General features: G+C 42.9%; 1 protein-coding gene. It reads right to left on the bottom strand.

Annotated features, from left to right (window positions below; all coding sequences use genetic code 11):
• Positions 1-18,779 (bottom strand): PKD domain-containing protein (locus tag MWU78_RS11335; RefSeq protein WP_246997849.1); only part of this gene is annotated, 18,779 nt, incomplete at its 3' end.
• Positions 18,780-19,321: the final 542 nt, after the last annotated feature.

The following is a 19,321-nucleotide window of genomic DNA, read 5'->3' as shown; positions in this document are numbered from 1 at the left end:
GCATCAAGGTCGCTCCTCATCATCACCCCGGCCTTGGCCCAACCGTTGGTCTGTTCAAGGCTCATTAACTGGGCTATGATCTCCCCATCTCCCTGTAGTTCCTGATAGACATAGTGGAACTCGTCGGCACTGCCGAAGATGTCCGCACCTGAGGCATTGACCTCGAAACGACCGTTGTCGAAACAGGCCTCGCCATTGGCGGCAACGTTTCCTATATCGGAATTGGTCCAAGGGGAAGGTACCGGAGTACAGTCCACAACGACTTCCTCATCTACCGTGATGGTAACCGTAGCGGTGTCCTGCAGTCCCTCTGGATCAGTCACGGTAAGGGTAGCGGTAAAGCTGCCTACAGTAGTATAGGTGTAAACCGGGTTGGTAGCGGACGAGGAATCGCCGTTTCCGAAATCCCATGCGTACGTAAGTGCGTCCGGAGTCTCCTGGTCGCTAGATCCGCTTCCTGTGAAGTTCACCTGTAGCGGTGCTGTACCGTTCAACGGAGTAGCTGTGGCCACTGCGGTAGGGGCAATGTTGGGATCGGTAAGACCAAATATTTCAATAGCAGACAGTTTTGGTTGGTTTACACCATCTGGTGCCGTTGCATCAAAACCTAGATTCAAAATACCGTCTTCAACTACAACATCAAAGGTTCGGGTTGTAATGGTCTGTGGACCTACGGCCGCATTGATATCAAAGTCGTCCAAAATGGTGCTTCCTTCCATGACCACATCGAAAATTCGTTGGGCCGTTCCTAAGGTACCGCCTCCATTTGCTCCGAAAAATATTTCTGCAAAATGAAGCGTTACCCTGTACTCTCCATTGGGAAGCGGTATTTCATAACCGAAAGTCGGTGGTGAGGCGCTGCGTTCAGTCTGGTACAATGCGGGTACCGTAGCACTGGTATTGGTATACGCTTTCCCGCCAACAAAGTTCTGATCTGCAGAGAAGACGTTTCCATCATAATTAATTTCTGGCCCACCAGCGTTTATACGCAGTGCAAAATCCCCTATTACAGGTTCTTCGGTGTCTACATTGATGGTGGCAATATCGGTCAAACCTCCTTCATCTGTCACTGTTAGTTTCACTGTATAGATTCCTGATGCGGCATAGGTATGTGTTGGAGACACTGCTGTTGCTACTGGAGTACCATCCCCAAAATCCCATGCATAGGTAAGATCACCTTCTCCATCGTTGGAAGCGGAACCACTAAAGTTAAACTGTAAGGCAGATGCACCGCGGGTAACTGTAGCAACAGCTACCGGATTGGTGTTGGGCGGTGTTGAAACCGTGATAGTGACCGTAGCCGTGTTGGACAGGCCTTCGGAATCTGTAACACTTAGACTTGCTGTGTATACACCTGCTGATGTGTAAGTGTGTTCGGTTATCATTTCATTGGAATTAACCGATCCATCACCAAAGTCCCATAGGTAGCCTGCAATGTCATTTTTGTCATCGGTAGATCCACTTCCATTGAATGATACTACCAATGCAGCTGGCCCCTCATTAACATTTGTAGAAATTATGGCCAATGGTGCTTGATTCTCTTCATTCACCGTTATCAGAACATTTGCTGTTGCTGTAAGCCCTGATTCGTCCTCAATGGTATATGTAAAACTATCTGGACCAAAATAATCGTTATTTGGGGTATACAGTACTTCAGTACCCTCGGAGTTTAATTCCGCTGTTCCGTTTTGAGGAGTATCCACAGATACTATTAGTACATCCTCTCCATTTGGTTCGGAATCATTGCTGAGTAACTGATCTAGGTTTATCGCCAAATTCTTTTCAGTAACCGCTTCGTCATCTACTGCAACGGGTGGTTCGTTTATGTTCACAACTAGGGTAGTGGATGCTGAAAGTCCGTTGGCATCTTTTGCCTCCAACACAATTGGGAAGCTTCCGGTTGTACCTGTCGGTACCGTACCTTGAATTTCACCTGTATTAGTATTAAAGCTCATCCAGGATGGTAACGCACTTCCATTTATAGTGGCTGTAATCTCTAGGGTATTCCCAGGATATCCATTGTCAAAATACTGGTTGATTTCCACATTGAACAATTCGTCCACATTCACCAAAAGATCTTCGATGGGTTGAGCGCTAGGCACTCCCTCTGGTCTAATATTGATAAAATAGAAGGTATTGTCGTTCCAGTCACAATTGGCAGAACCTGCTCCACATCCTCCCTGAACAAAATCTTGCAATACAATATATTCGTTGGGAATTACATTGCCATTATGATCGATGGCCTTGTAAACCCTTGCCCCTAAAAGATCAGGTCTATTGCCATTTATATTATTGCCGCCGGAAGTTAAATATCCGGATACAGCAATCCTAAAGGCTCCTGAGATGCTATTTGCGGTATCAAAACTTATTGCTCCTGCATTGTTTTTAGGCAATAAGGTCTGGTAATAACTAGCATTATGGGAGAAGTTCATTCCTCCTACAGTACTGGTTCCATTAACAGCAACAAACTGGGAGCCATTCGAACTCGGTCCACCATGTAATGCCGATAACTGTATTCCTATAACCGGTTTGGAAGGATCTGCCTGAACAAAATTGCTGGACAGGATCATATCTCCCTCATAACCTGCCTCTATATTTTCCGGAATTGGATAATTAGAGCTAGGATTGGTGGTTTTCGTATTCGGTGGAACAATAGTGCCCTCATCATTTACAATGCTCAACATACTGGTTTGGAAACCAAATGCATCAAACACTTCTTGGGCGTTAATTTCATCACCACCTTCAGGTTGTGGGGAATAAGCACCGTGTAGCGTTGCCTTATTTTCCAATGCGTTGTCGGCGTTGGAAACTACTTCAATACTTTCAACGAAAATACCATTTGAACCGGTGCCTGTTGTACCTATAAAGGTTATATCCAAATCAGCATAACTTCCAGCTGCGATATTTATGGGTAAAGTAGCTGTAGTACCTATGGCATCCAATAATTCGAAGGTATAATCATTACTATCCGAAAGATTGATTGCAGTTACGACCAAGTCGCCAGTGCCGGTATTGTTTAAACGCATTACATTGGTATCGTGAACCAGTGCTTGTCCAGGTGAACCTAACCTATGGAAGGTGTAGTAATCGTCAGCTGGGAACCCTCTGTTTGTCCCAGGAACCTTGGTCATGTTTTCCATGGACAATAGGGCACCTGTTGGGGTCTCGATAATGAAGTTATAAGTCTTCTCGGAAGTATTTCCATTATTATCTTCTGCAGTTACCACCAAAGTATGGGCTCCTTCCGTTACCACGTCAAATGGCTGGGCATAGGATTCAACCGCGTTATCGTCTAGAGTGTACTCCAGTCTTGCGATGCCTCCACTATTGCTTTCATCTATTGCCTCTAAGCTCACTTGCAGGCTACCTCGATAGGTGTCAGTGTCACTAATGTTTCCATCAAAATTGGCCACAATAGTTGGTGGAACCAAGGAAGCGTCGAATGGTGCCAGTCGTATATAATTTGGTTTGGCATTGGCACCTCCGGTACCTAAGGATAATCTAAGGGTACCGTCTATAACATCTACCAATTTGGTTTCTTCCAAATTACTATAATCGTCAGGGGCAATGTTCTCTTGGTTATAATCAACAATGGTCACTTCGTTCACATCCAACACGTGATTACTGTCGGTATAATCCGGATCACCAACACTAATATTTACGGAATAGGTGCCATTCGGAACATTTACTATCCAATCAAGCTGCGGGTAAGTGGCCGATGAACTATGTCCCATTATGGTAAACGTTTTTAATAATGCATCGTCATTGGTGCCATTATTTCTATTTCTGGCATTTGCACTTGCATCAGCAGGAATAAAAGTACCTGGATCCACCCATCCAAAGGTCATATCGCCCAAAGATGTGCTTTGGGTGCCATATGGCATTCCTAGGTCATCAATATAACCTGCAGGTGAAGTCTCAATATCATCGGGATCTTGAAAATTAAATTGATAGGTATAGACCAACTCATTTGTAATTTTTAAACTAACATTTATAACGGCATCCAGATAGTTGGGTGCTGTAGCAGTTATAGTTGCTTCATATGTTCCTAAAGGCAGTCCTGATGTGTCAATTCCTAAATCGAACGGAGAATTAAGTTCGAAATCAGTTGGAAGTACAACCCAATCTTCCGAAGCTGACAAATTGATTTGTCCGGCCGTAACACCACCATTTCCAAAAAGTGTTAACTGTTGTACAGGCACATCTTCTTGATTCATGGCAGCATTAAATGCCACTTCCTGCTCATCAAAATTCAATACCAAGGTGCCATCCTCGAAAGGAAATACATTGTCTATTATAAACATGTAATCTTGATAGTCTCCGTTGGTAGCGTCTTCAAAGGTAATTAGATAGCTGTTTTCAATAAGGTTGCCTGTACGATCCAATACGGGATATATTCTAGTTCTGTGTGCTATTCCGGTGTTTATGGCATCTTCAGAATAATTAAACCTTCCAAACGTTTCTGATTCCACATAGAATCCGAAAACAGATCCTTGTGGGTCAAATGAAGAATCTCCGGTTGCAACAGGAGGGAAGAGGGTCTGTGCATTGGCAATTCCTCCAGCCAAAACTCCGACTTCATAGTGGGTAACGCTACCATCATTAGTGTACCAACCAAAGGGTAATTCCTCGGCGGGAGAATAACGGCCCACAGGAGTAATGTTTATAGGTGCATCGCTTGCCTTTACCCATAATTCTACTTCTACTTCGTCACCTACCGGATTGGGATTGGTAGAGCTAGAGAGAGATGTCCAACCAACATTGATGCCAATGCCCAAGGCATCTACAACATCCTGTAATGCAGGTTCCTGTCCGCCTTCAAATCCTGCTTTTTTCAGACCATGAAGACCTACTTCAAAGGTTGGGTTTACGGCATCGTTGCTTTCAATTGTCAAACTTGCTTGTTGATATCCTAAATTGGAACCATCCAAATCTGGGGCAAAGGTTACCGTGTAATCCTGATTTTCGCCTGGATTCAATGTTATGGTGCCTGAAGGAAGAACGCTCTCAAACTGATCGGCAAATGCACCAGTGATACTCGCACTCGAGATATTTAATACGGCATTACCATTATTTGTAATAGTAACGACCTTGGTATCTGTGTTACTGCCTTCGTTGTTAACTGTCATCTCGAAAATCAATTCGTCTGGAGTAGCCGCAATTTCAGGTCCTAAAATGGCAGGAACTGTTGCTCTTAATAGGGTTAGTTTTGGTGTTCCATTGTTATCCCTATCGTATTCCGAGATATACATGTTACCTGTCCGAGGATCTTCCACCACGTCCAAAGGATCATCAAAACCACCAAGCCCGGTAACATCCCCATTGGCATTGGCGATATCTCCATCTGGTTTTGGCTGCATTACCAACAAGTCATCCTGACCACTAAAACGAACTACCATAAGCAGGCCTTTTAGTTTTCCGCCAAAGGCATTACTTTGATATTCAATGGCCCCATTTGGAGACTTATTTTTTCCGAAGTCGTATGCGGGCTCCCTATAGTTGGGATCGGGTCCTAGATTATCTGGATATTTGGCAACATCGGTATATGATGTCTCTTCTTGTCCCGGCAATCCACTGTATGGAGCTCCACCGTGATTTAATACGAATTCTCCCCTATATGGATTGGGATGTCCGTGGTACGAACCTCCTTGCGTTTTAAACAACCAGTCTTTTTGTGTTTCTCCACCGTTCAATGCTGGAGCAAATGGAATAGTAGTCAGGCCATCTATACGTCTTGCCAAATCATAGTTGGCCGTAGAAGGCGAGTTTGGTGAGTTGTTGTTGTTTCCTGCCGTTCCATTGGTAGGGATATATAACCAGCCATTTGAATGCCAAACTAAATCGTAGGCATTACGAATACCAGTGGCGTAGATGGTCAATGGAGCGTTTGTGGCGTATGGATTATATGTTCCATCGCTCATAGTTAGGCTCGCAGCTGACGCACTATTTATTATTCCAATATTGTCAGTAGTATAAACGCTTAAAGGCAGTATTGATGGCATTTTATTGAAATCAACTTTTAAGACCGATGCCGACAATAACCTTTCTGGTCTATTTACCCAGTTGGGGTCTGGTTCGCCTCCCGCGGAATTACTTCCTTGGTTTATATACATATTACCTTGTGGGTCGAAGACAATACTATTTGTTAAATGATCCTTACCAGATCTTGGAAGGTGAATGATCAAATCCTCGACGTTGGAAAGTGTAGGTCCTGTAAGTTTGGACAAAATGCCATCCCATTCAGGGCCGTCCGTAATGGATGCAGCACTATGTGTAACATAAGCAATTAGATTATCGGCCGTTGACGCTGGGTCAAAAACAAGGCCAATGATCAATCTGTCGTTATTATTTCTAGGACCACTTATTGGATGTGCAGCTCCTAGCAGTTCAGGAGAGAGTATTTCCAAATTCTGCAAAGTTCCATCGGTCGCCATATCCCATCTGTAGATCTTACCATCCGAATTGAAGTTGCCAATGGTACTTGCATATAGTTTGCCATCAGGTCCTATTACAAGACTGGAGAAACGTTGGTTTGTGGTTCCTTCTCCCAATTGGGGACCTCCTTCCACTTTAAAGAATTCTACACCTGATAAATCCAGGTCCACAACCACATTTTCATCACCTGTTGTAAATTGGGATTCAAAAGGCAAGAATGATAGGCGATCATTGATATCGCCCACTACATTGGCTTCAATATCACTCGTAAGTCGGAAAGTATACGTGGTGAAGGTTTTAAGGCTGCTTAAAGGTGTTAGCGTAATTGCATCCCCGCCTCCCGTATCATTTGAATTGGACGGAACCAATACCTCTCCGGCGTTTGTTACTTCGTATAGATTTATGTTTCCGGCCAAAGTGGCTTTATCAAGCTCATAACCCAAAGGAGTTATCACCTCTACATTGATTTGAAAGTTCTCTATAGCTACATTGGTACTGTTATTCCCTGGCGTAACATTGGCGAAGAACGGTTGTGTTATTGTTCCATCCTGGGTTATGGTCATAGAGTTGATCTTGGTATTGAAACCTCCAGAGGCATCTATGGTCAATCTGCCGTCTGTTACGGTTACTGTAGCGGAACCAGAGGTAAATCTGGTTGATGCGCCCACCGCCCCTGTTGGAGAATAGCGATCAATTGCATTTATTCCTTCAATATTAATGGAATGGAAAGGTTCAGTACCTGCTTTAGCATCTAAATTAGGATCTCCAACCCCTACGCTTACAATGTAATTACCGTTTGGAACCTCAATTTCCCATATACCTTCGGTTAAAACTCCGGTTGTTCCTCCCACATTGCCATATTGCATGTGCAATAGCGTATTTCTTAAAATATCAACATTGTCAACATTTCTGTTTCTGGTATTGGCAGATAAATCCAATGGAGCAAGTCCATTCGTTGTCAACCAACCGTAACTGTAGGTGTTGCCTCTATCTCCAAAGCCCAGTCCGGAATCGACCAAATAACCTGTCGGTGGAACATCTTCCGGTAGGGAGAAGTTAATGTTGATCGGTTCAAAGACAACTGGGATATTATCGGGAGTAATGGCAAAATCGGATATCGTATATACCACTTCCGTAGCTGCTGCCTCACGTCTTTTGGTAGCAAAAATACCAGCAAAGCTTAAGTTGTCGTAGTTGGCATTACCACTGAGATAGGCCGCAGGTAAAGGCAGGGAGCCCAACTGGGTTTCATTGCCTCCGTTCAAGGAATAGAAAGCCACAAGTTGATCATTGTCAGTATCTACATATAATCGAAGTTGCACCGAGCTCGTATTTAAATTGGGCACTACTTCTATCACTTGATCTACATTATTGGAAACTGCATTTATCTCTGAACGCAATTCTATTTGTGAAGCGCCATTGGCAATCAGTTTAACAAAATTATCTTCATTCAGACCGAACCAAATACCTGCCTGCTCCGAGTTGTTGGTGCTATCGGTATAAGGATTTATTATTGTGGTTGTGATACTGAAATTGCCATTATCGCCAGCATCTATTCCCACTCCAAGTGTATTTATTTGTGAATTTACCTCCGTACTTGATGAATTGGAGGAGAAGGCAATTCCCTTGTTGGTTGTTAGCAATAAATTACCATTTGAGAAATTTATTTGCCCTGGTTCAAATCCAGGAACGTTCGCATTATATACTGCTCCATCTTCCGCCAGTCTTGCGGAAGGATTGTCTACCATGGTAAAACCTGTATTGGCCAGCGCTCCTTCAGTTCCATCTAAAGCAAGAGAGAAGGGAAGTGCTACTGCCAGTTCTTCGCAGTCCAAGGTACTTATTGGTGAACACGCCTCATTTGGAGTACTATTAAAAGGTCTAATATTTCTGGCTATAATTACGATATCCTGATAGTCGAATCCAGAAATATGCTCTTCAGTAGCTATAATGTATGCGTTGCTCTCGCCGGGAAGTTCGTAGACCCGTACATGATGCGGAATGGCTCCGGTGAAGGTATTTAAGGCATCTTCACTAAACAATTGTCGATTGTTGAAGGCAGGCCATCTACTGTAGAAGCCAAAACTTTCTACACCTGGATCAAACTCGGAAACCCCCGCAATAGGAGCATTTAAAGTCTGTCCATTACTTGTAGGCGAATTTGTAACCGTAAACAGTTCAGTTGTAGAAGCTGCATTTCCGCTATTGTACCATCCAAAGGCTACAACTGGATTGGTTGTAGTTGGGCCATATACGCTCAACAACTCCAAGGTTACGGGCGCATCAATGGCACGTTCGAATTGCTCTATGGCCACTTCATCCCCTAATATATCATTATAGGTTGATCCATTTGGAAGATCTATAAGGTTTGTGGCCACATTGGTATCACCAACGTTTACCGATCCCGCTCCCAAGTGTGTATCCAATATCCATTGTAAAGATGGTTCGTTATTGCCACCTGTTCCAGTTTTCCCTAAACCATTAATAGCTATAACTACTGGTTCCGCATCTGTTCCCGTAATTGTTAACTCTGCGAATTTGGGTCCGTTGGAGGTGGGAGTAAATAGTACTTCAAAAGAAGCTGAGTTCTGAGAATTTATACTTGATGGCATGCCAACTATGCTAAATTCACCGGCATTGGCACCTGTTAATTCCGCTTGTATATTGGTCAAGGTAGCGTTCCCTAAATTGGAGAACAATACCTCTTGGGTAAATGTACCAGAATTGGCTATGGCATCACCGGTAACTTCTTCGGTATTTAAAACGATGAGTGGTGTAGGCGCGGCCTGGTTACTCGGTTTCAATAATACGATTTCTGTTCGGGTATAATCGGATACATAGATGTTACCATTAGAAACATCTTCAACCAAATCCAATGGGTCTGTGAACCCGGTAAATCCAGGTATACCTGTTTTATAGGTAAGAATATCACCGTTTGGACCATCGGGAACCAAAGCTATGATGTCGCTACTGCCACTATATCTCACTACCAAAAGGGCGCCTTGTAAGTTGCCATTTTCGGCATTACTCCTATATTCAATGACACCGTTGGGTGATTTGTTAAATTCGAAATCAAATGCAGCTCCTCGATAGTTAATGTCTGCTTCGACCCCGTTATATGCACTATTGTTTACATCGGCATCACCTCTGTTTAGCACAAATTGCCCCAATAAAGGGTTGGGGTGTCCGTAAAAGCCTAAGGGAGAATTAGGGTCTACCCTGAACAACCAATCCCTTTGCACATTGTTGCCATTGGAAGAAGGAATTACAGGATAAAGGGGATTGCTATGGTCATAAAAAGTACCATCCGGTCTTCTTGTCCCATTGATAGAGGCCGGAGCATTACTTCCTCCTGCAGTGCCATTGGTAGGGATGTACAACTGGCCATTACTATGCCAAACCAAATCGTAGGCATTTCGTATTCCAGTTGCAAATAACGTTAATGGTGCATTAACATAAAATGGATTATAAGTTCCATCATCCGCCAAAGTTTGACCATCTTCCGTATAATTGGCGACTGTAGAAGCCAGTGTAGGGGAATTAACATCAACATTGTTAATCGCCACTGGGTCCATGGTAGTCTTTACATTTAAAGGCCATTGACCTTCCGGAAGCTTGGCTAGGTCCAGACGTAATGCGGCACCGGAAAGAAGTCGTTCCTTTCTATTTCCCCAAGCATTGTCAGGGGCTCCTGCGGCACTATTGCTTCCTTGATTAAAATAGATTACCCCAGGTTCTCCATTCTTGAAGACCATGCTGTTTGTTAAGTGATCCTTTTTAGATCTTGGTAAATTGGTCAGGATAAGATCGTGTACTTCAAGATTGGCACCTGTTAATCGGGAAAGTTTTCCATCCCAGGCAGGGGCATTGTTCAAACCACCGGAATCGTGGGTTATATAGGCAATTAAATTATTGGCTGTAGCAGCGGGGTCAAACGTAAGACCAACGGCTGTGCGACTACTATAATTACCTTGCTCGGCACTCTTCCAGTTGTTTAAAATTTCTTTGTTGGCCAAGGTACCATCTGCATTGATGGTCCATCTGTGTATGTCACCGCTTATTACCAAGCCATATAATTTTCCGTCGGGGCCTATGGTCAATGTGGAATATCCAGCACCATTAGCACCACCATTATTGGCTACTGCGCCAGCATTTGTAAAGGCAACGTTATCAAGGTCCGTAACCGGGCCGGTATTTCCACTGCCTGTCGTGAAAGATGATGTGAAGAATTCAAAAGGTTCCCCCACTAGATCTAAAACGCCATCTATTACTAAGATATAGGTCGTATTGGCTTCCAAAGGTTGGTTTGGCGCTAAGTTGATGGCGTCACCACCTCCTGTTCCGTTAACACTGGCCCCTATTGGGGTAGTGTTTCCTTGTTTGAACAATTTAACGGTAGCAGTGGTTATTGTAGTATTGTCGACACCAGCATTTCCTTCATCGTCAAAATTTGGAAGGAAGAGTTCGTTGGCTGATATTGTAGGTGTTACGGAAATATTTATGGCTCCGTCGGATGGAGTTACACCGGCCACTCGTGGGGTTTGTATGGTCGTTGTTGTCGAGACAATCTGAATACTATTTATTTTGGTATTGTGCCCTCCGTTTAGGGGGTCAATGGTCAATCTGCCGTCGGTAACATTGACTGTTGTACTTCCAGAAGTAAAACGAGTACTGCTGCCTATGGCTCCAGTTGGGATATAATTATCTACCAAATTTATACCTTCGGCATTTATCCGGTGTGCGGGAATATTTGCAGCCGGATTATCCACAGTAGGGTCACCTACGAATACGGTTACCAAATAACTACCATTTGGAACTTCAATTTCCCATTTGGCATCTGGTAAATATCCATTGGCAGCATTTGCTGATACATTGCCATATTGCAGATGTAACAAGGTGTTGTTAAGATCACTTACTCCAGTGATTTCTCTGTTTCTACCATTTTTGGTAAGATCTGCCGGGGCAGAGGTATTGGCATCCAACCATCCGTAACTATAACCGTTGCCCCTATTTGCGTAGGCATCACCGGCATCTTTCTCGTAACCCGAAGGGGCTGCGGAGGCCGCATCCGAAAAATTAACATTAACGGCAAAGTTATTTATGGGCTCCGTGATTTCAAGATTAATTGTCATTTCGGCGTTGATATAGCCCATGTCCGGTTGATCAAGAGCAAATAGTGTAGTACTGTAGTTGCCCACTGGAAGATTGGGAAGGATACCCAATTCTAAAGTTCCCAACTCTGGGTCTGCAGGTAAAATCAACCACCCACCAGCATCAGGGTCATCTGAAAGCGTAATGGTTGGATTGCCTGAATTAGCTGTCACTGTTACTGTTTGAGGGGTAATGTTTTCACCAGCTGCACCCGAGAAATTTAGTACTGTAGCGTCAAAATTCAATGCAAGTGCAGGTTGCTCCGCATCAATTTCAAATGCTTTAAATAGAACTGTTATTGACTGATCCACTGGCGCATTGCGATGTGTTGTATATATTCCGGCGAAATTTAAAGTATTCGAAGGATTGACTATTTCATATGAAGTACCCGCAAAGTAGTTGGCCGGAACAGGAAAGAAATCTACTCCCTCTTCGGAAATTAAGATTTCGCTACCGCCCTCAAGGGTATAGTATCCTCTGACCGTGTTGTTTACAGGGTCTAATTCCATTCTCAAGGTAATCTCTCCAGTGTTGGAGCCTATATTTGGGGTATCTAGTTCCAAAAATGCCGTTTGTGTGGTATTTTGGTCCATATTCTCTACCTGTAACTGTACTTTTTTGGTAGTAGTAGTGCCTGTTTTTATAAGGGCCAATTTAATATAATGGTCCTCGTCTAGACCGAACCAAATACCAGCCTGTTGGGCGCCATTCCCAGTACTGCCTGAAAAATCCGGATTTTCCAAAGTTGAAGAAATACTAAAAGTAGTAGTGGGGGTGGTTAGACCTACCCCTAAGGCGTTCATTTGAGAATTGGTATTGGCCCTACTTGGGGTACCTTGGGAAGCCAACTGGCTGTAAAAGATACCTTTGGTGCTCGTCAGAGTTAAGCCCAAATTGCTTTGTGAAATTAGGCTAGGTGCATAACCCAATACATTGGGGTCTGCAATTGCCACATCTTCAGTTAAGCGCTCACTTGGTTCCATGACCATGGTCATACCAGATTGTGATAGATTTCCATTGTCCGATGTAAAGTCAAGTGACAATGGTAGTGCGGTTTCAATTTGGTCACAGGGCAAAGTACTAAGTGGACTACAGGGAAGCACTTCCACGCCATCATTGACATCTATGGTAATATTTGCAGAAACATTGTTGGTACCATCGCTTACTTCAATTGTCAAGACATATTGTGGTGTTGTGTCATAGTCAAGTGCCGTTAATAGTGTAATCTCTCCGTTGCTACCATCAATGGCGAACACTCCACCTCCATTGCCTGCGGTAATAGCATATGTTAGTGAGCCCTCGTCCGTTGCTACAACGGTACCAACAACACTATTTAGCGTTGCATCTTCTGCTACTGCAAAATTTTGGTCAACAATTACCGGCGGATTGTTCTCTTCCGAAACTGAGAAATAATCAAATGTGGTGTCAAAGCTTGTACCATTTCTATAGGTAGTATAAACTCCTGCAAAGCTTGCAGAACCATTTTCTATACTTAACTGTTTGCCGTCCAAGTATTCTTGGGGAAGGACAAGATTATCATAGTTGGTCTTGGTAAGCTGAACAAATGTGCCATTGTCAATGGCATAATAGGCGGTAAGCGTAGATGCTATAGGGTCAATTACCAATCTTAAGGTTACATCATTGCCGGATACTCCTACATTGGACAATGCAATTTGATCTGGTGAAGTACCTCCATTTAGGGAAATTCCTCCAATTTCACGACGCATTTCAATATTGTCACCGTTCACATTCAGCTTTACGAAATTTTCATCATCGGCACCAAACCAGATTCCTGCCTGAGCCGAACCACCACCTGTAACGATACCTAATAATTTAGTCTCTATGGTCAATGGTGTGCTAATATTTTGCAGTCCAACTCCCAAGGTATTCACTTGGGCATTGTTATCTACATAGGCAATCCCTTTAGAGGAGGTTAGCACTAGATTGGAATTGACAATGTTCAATTTTGAAGGTTCATAGCCATTTACACCCGAGGTGCTTATAGGCAGATCTTCAGTAAGTCTATTTCCTGAATGAGAATCTGCCATGGTAAAGCCAGTACCATTCCCATTGTTGTCTATCAATCCTCCTTCAGAACCATCAAATGCCAGGTTCAAGGGCAATGTTGTTACAATTTGATCACATGGTAGGGTACTCAGTGGATTACAAGGTTCTATTTCAATAACATCGGAAATGTCTATTGTTACAATAGCGTCATCAGTTAGCTCCCCGTCAGAGACTTCTACTGTCAACAAATACTGATTGGTAGTCTCAAAATCAAGTGAGGTCAAAACCGTGATTTCCCCTGTTGTCCCGTCCATTGCAAACGTACCGCTCTCATTTCCTGCAGTTATGCTGTACACTACTGTACCATCGTCCGTAGCTACAACGGTCCCGACAATGCTATTTAGAGCTGCGTCTTCTGCTACTGCAAAGGACTGATTATCCACCACTGGGGTACTATTGGGAGGGGAAGCTTCGGTGATAGTTACTTCCCAAATTTGGGAAGTGCTTTCATCCTCTGCGGTAACCGTATAATTTATCTGTGTGCTGAAATCCTGTGAGATACCTGATAGTGGTGATATGGTAGCACCATCGGACAAGGTTATCGTAGGCGTTAAGGTTAGACCTGTACCGTTGGGAACTTCAAGAGTTACTGAATGGTTATCAGTGTCAATGTTTGCTGTTGCAGTATCTTCAGATAATACAAAGGTTAGAATATCTGTCTCGATTGATCTTGGATCTGTAGCCTCAGAGATTACAGCTGAATTGATTTTGGTGTTGTTTGCAAGAGGATTATCGGCATCAAGCGTAAGCTTGCCATCCAATACTTGCACCACTACGGTACCACTGCTAAAACGTCCAGGGTCCCCATTGGGCAAATTGGAATCTACATCATAAATATCAATGGCAGTTATTCCCTCAACACTTAAAAAATGATCTGGTGTCTCAATTAGGTTACCATCTTGATTTGGATCCCCAACACTAACAGAAACCTTATACCAACCATTGGGAACTTCAATTTCCCAAACGCCTTCATTGTGCCTATTGCCTGTCCAACTGCCAACATGATTCCCTTGCATATGAACCAAGGTCTGCTGTGATAAATCCAATCCAGGATATGTACCGCGATTACGACCAACACCATTGCTTGGAGTTGTCAGATCTATTGGCTGGCCATCAGAAAGTTTTATCCAACCATAGGTAAGACCACCTTCGTTTGTGCCATAGGGCAATCCATAATCTTTAACATACCCCGTTGGTGGAGTTGTAGCAGCATCTTGAAAATTCACGTTATAAGGAAAGGAAGTAACGACCAATGGCGCTTCTACAGTCACCTCGTGATTTGCAGGGACACTAGTAAGACCCTGGTCATCCGTTACCGTTAAAGATATTGTGTATGTGCCAGCAGTGGGATATCCATAGGACACCGTTTCTCCATTCGCAGTGTCACCATTTCCAAAATCCCAATCATAGGCAGTAAGAGAACCATCATCCTGCGAGGAAGTAGCATCCAAATTAACGGTTAAATCCGAAATAGAAGTAGTAAAACTTGCAATTGGCACATTGTTTATCAATTCGGTGACTACCTCCGAATAATCCGTGCCCAAGCGAATGGGGCCTATTTTACCGGTATTGTTGGCAGAGGTAGAACCGATGAAGATACGTCCCAATTTAGGGGTTCCTGAAGTTGAATGTTCGGTTGTTGCCGTAAGCCATGAATTATCACCTTCCGTAAGGGTAGGAGATAAAGTATATTGATATGTTATAGTCCCTATACCATCCCAAACTCCCCTTACAACAAATTGTAACAATTGGTCTTCATAAAGGTCTTGCTCACCAGCGTTGGAATTTGGTCCAGCTAATCCTAATCTAGCTTTTATATTGCCATCATATCTTCCAATAATCTGTCTTATCCACTGTTCACCTGGTGCATCGTCATCTACTCGAATAGCGACACGAATTCTGTTTGAATTCCCCGTTCCTATTTCGGAAAATTTAAAATAGGTACCAAAATAGAAAGGAACATTGGCAATGAGGTCGGCAGGATTGTTAATAAGCGTTATATAGTCTATGGTGGTGTTCAGGTTTTCTATATTCAAGGAGTGGGTAGTGCCACTTGTAAGGCCTTCTGCCACAACAGGGGCATCGGGCAGCTCTATACCGCTTGTATTATTGACCTCAGGAGTCCAGGCCCCACCAGAAACGACTTTAAGATTGCCAGGAGAGTATGTGAAATTCTCGATATAGGAGAATTCATTGGTCGGGACCTCAAGTTCGTCCGTTACGGTAATCGCAATATCTTGGGTGATTGAAAGACTTTCTGAATCCGTAACAGTTACTTGTATATCGTAAATATTATCGGCATCGGAGTCTGCTGGTACCTTAAAATCGGGAGCTATTACGAAAGAAACTACTCCTGTGCTGGCATCAATGTTAAATTGTCCATCATCATTGCCACCGCTAAAGGAAAAAGTCAGGCCTGAGCCTTCGGAATCGTTGTCGTCAGTGGCGTCCACATCAATAGCAGCAGTCTGATTTTCTACAACCTCTTTGGTAGTCGCTGAGGTTATTTGTGGTGCTGTGTTGATAAGGGCTACCTCGGTAACGTTAACGGACCACACCTGGGTTGTGCCGTCCTCGGCGGTTACAGTATAATTTGCCGTATTCGTGAAATCATTGGATACACCAGAAGCCGGATTAATTGTTGCATTATCTGAAACAGTAATGGTAGGTAATAGGTCGGTAATATCAGTGCCGTTGTTTACCTCTATGGTGACAGTATGGTTGCCTTCGTCAATAGTGACCTCATCAGTTTGTTCCGCCAAGGCGAAAGTCAATATGTCTTTCTCGCTACTTTGTGCCGCTGGCAATATTTCAATAGCCTGTACTATAGCTTTATTGGTAGATGCTAAAAAATCTATGTTGAGTTCTCCATCTAGCACTTCCACTTCAAAACTCAATAGACCCAAAGCCCCTTGGCCGTAGGTGGCAAAAAGATCTAAGTCGCTGATGACGGTGTTTCCTTCTATTGAAATATCAAAAATTCTGGCGCCAGCGGTATTAAAGTAATTCTCTAGACTATGAATAGCTATAGTGTAGTTGCCATTGGCAATGGGGAAATTATAACTAAATTCTGAGCCGAACCTCCTAGGATGATAGAGCTCGGAATGACCGCCTGCGATGGTATAAGGCGTATTGGATGTTTCCGTAGGCTGTGTCTCCACCAAATAACCCGGGGTCTCCGCGATATATAGATCCGAATCTTTTGTATAGTCCTGTCCAAAAACGTTCATGCGGAAAGGTGCAGTAATTTCTGAAACGGTAACAGCAGTTGCCGTTAAATCAGCATTTAATTCTGCGGGTATAAAACCCTTGGCTGTTGCAATTATTTTATTGTTTCTGGTATCGTTTTCAACCAAGTTGGTAGCGTCTATTGTAAAATCAAAAAGACCTAAAGTATTGGTTGTTGGTAAGGTTAACCAATCATTGGACCCGGTGTTGAGCTTATCAACAGAATTTATATTGTCATTGATTGTTAAACCAATATTTGTTGCTCCAGCGCCAGATAGCGTGCTGGAAAAAGTGCTTGTGCCGCCGGCTTCTATAGATTCGCTAGTAGCGTTTGGTGAGAAGGCAAGAACCCCATTAACGGGCGTTCCAGTACTTTCGATCACATCAATATGTGTAATCTTAGAGTTGAATCCCCCAAATCCGTTCATAGTTAAAAATCCATCGGATACCTCAACAATCATGGTTTCAACAACTGTTTGACCTGGATTTGGGACAAAGGCGGGAATAACGGTATAACCCTCCAATGTGGCACTATGTCTACTGTCAAGATTATTTACATCTTTATCGCCTAGGCCGATCGTCACCGCATAGATCCCATTGGGAATTTCAAGTTCCCATATTGCTTCATTGCCTCGGGGTTGACTACCCCATGGTTGGGTTCCGCCAGTATTGGACATGACATTATCTCCTTGAAAGTGCATTAATGTTCCCTCTAATTTTTCTTGGACTGTGGCTGCAGAGTATGTCCCAGCTATTCTATTTCTTCCTGCACCTCCAGCAGCCCCGGAACCACCATTATTGGATGCTTCATTTGAAATATCTATAGGTGTATTTCCGTCTGAAGCCAATTTCCAGCCATATTCATAGTTATCGGTTCCTATAGTGACACTAGAATTGCCGAAGGCTTTACCATAATCCGCTAAGTAACCTATAGGAGGTGTTGTAAAAGATGGATTGTTTTGAAAGTTAATATGCGCTACAAAAGGAGTGATGTTTTCCGTCACAGAAAATGAATTGTATGAAATATCCATAGAACCTCCAGTAGCCCTTCTGGTAGAGGTCATTATTCCGGCAAACGTTAGATTATTAGTGCCTATATTGTTATCGTGATCAATTCCATTGAGAAAAGTTGTCGGAGCCGTCAAGAAATTGATTCCCGACTGCGCCACTTGAATTTCGCTGCCACCGTCCAAACTGTAAAATCCCCTTACCGAATTATCCGAGGGGTTAATGGAAATACGAAAACTTATTTGTGATACTCCGCTTGTATTAAAGTTACCCGTATTTAATTCCGTTATAATCAAATTCGCAGCATTATTGGGGTCGGTCTGTTCCAGTGCAAACTGAATCTTTTGCTGGGTAGCATTTGCTTTTACCACGACCAACTTGGCAAAATTGTTTTCATTTAATCCAAACCATATTCCTGCCTGTTGTGAACCATTTGTAGCTGTGCCATTAAGACTACCCGTAAAATTTGGCTGATCAATGACTGCGGAAATATCGATGACGTTGGAAGCGGCCTTAAACCCTACCCCAAGGGCATTGATCTGGGAATTTGTAAAGGTGCTGTTTGGAGATCCGGAAAGTTGACTGTAATTTATTCCGTTGGTGGCAGTAACGTTCAGAACCCCATTGGATAGGTAAATATTCTGGGCTACCAGGCCAGGAACATCGTCGTCATTAATGTCGTCGTCTCCCGTTAATATAGTGGAAGGTGGGTCTACCATTGTAAAACCGGTCGACAAAATACCGCCTTGGTTTCCATCGAAATTTAAATTGACTGGCAGAGTCACTTCTACCTCGTTACAATCCAATAAACTTAGATCGGAGCAAGGAGTTTGACTAAATGCAAGAAAGGAATAGAAAAAAAGAATAGGGAGTAGGGTGATTTTTTTCATAATTCTGCGTAAAAAAATTGATTGAATATGGTGTGGGAGTATATATAGGCGAAAAGAAAGCTGACCGAGGAACGGAGCTTTAATTTGGAACTTAAAAAACGTACGGAAAAACATGGATCAAAGTCCATGGAAAGCAGTCTGTATAATTTTTTGCAAAAGTAATTTTTAATCATTCAAAATGGTTTGGTTAATTAAAACCAAAGCATTCTCGAGGCTAATTCATATTCGCATGTGGGGTACGATATAAATATTATTTTGCAGGGGAAACTTTTTATCCTAGGACTAAAAGCGCATTCAATATTTTGGACAAGTATATGAAAATCATTTTAACATTTTACCTGTAGAGTCTTGTCAATCACCCATTTCTAGATAAAATTCGATAAGTTGTACACTTATGGGGTTAAACTTATCCTGGTTTAGTGACTTTTTTTTGGTTTAATAATGGAAATAACTTTTAGTATTTTAAATATGTAAGCTTAATCGATTAATAAAAGTAGGAAAATAGTACATTTTTTGATAATAGTTAGTAATCATTCAAAGTA

Origin of the sequence: Arenibacter sp. F26102, from assembly GCF_023015865.1 — a bacterium.
Taxonomy (GTDB): Bacteria; Bacteroidota; Bacteroidia; order Flavobacteriales; family Flavobacteriaceae; genus Arenibacter.
This window is presented reverse-complemented; position numbering and strand designations above follow the sequence as displayed.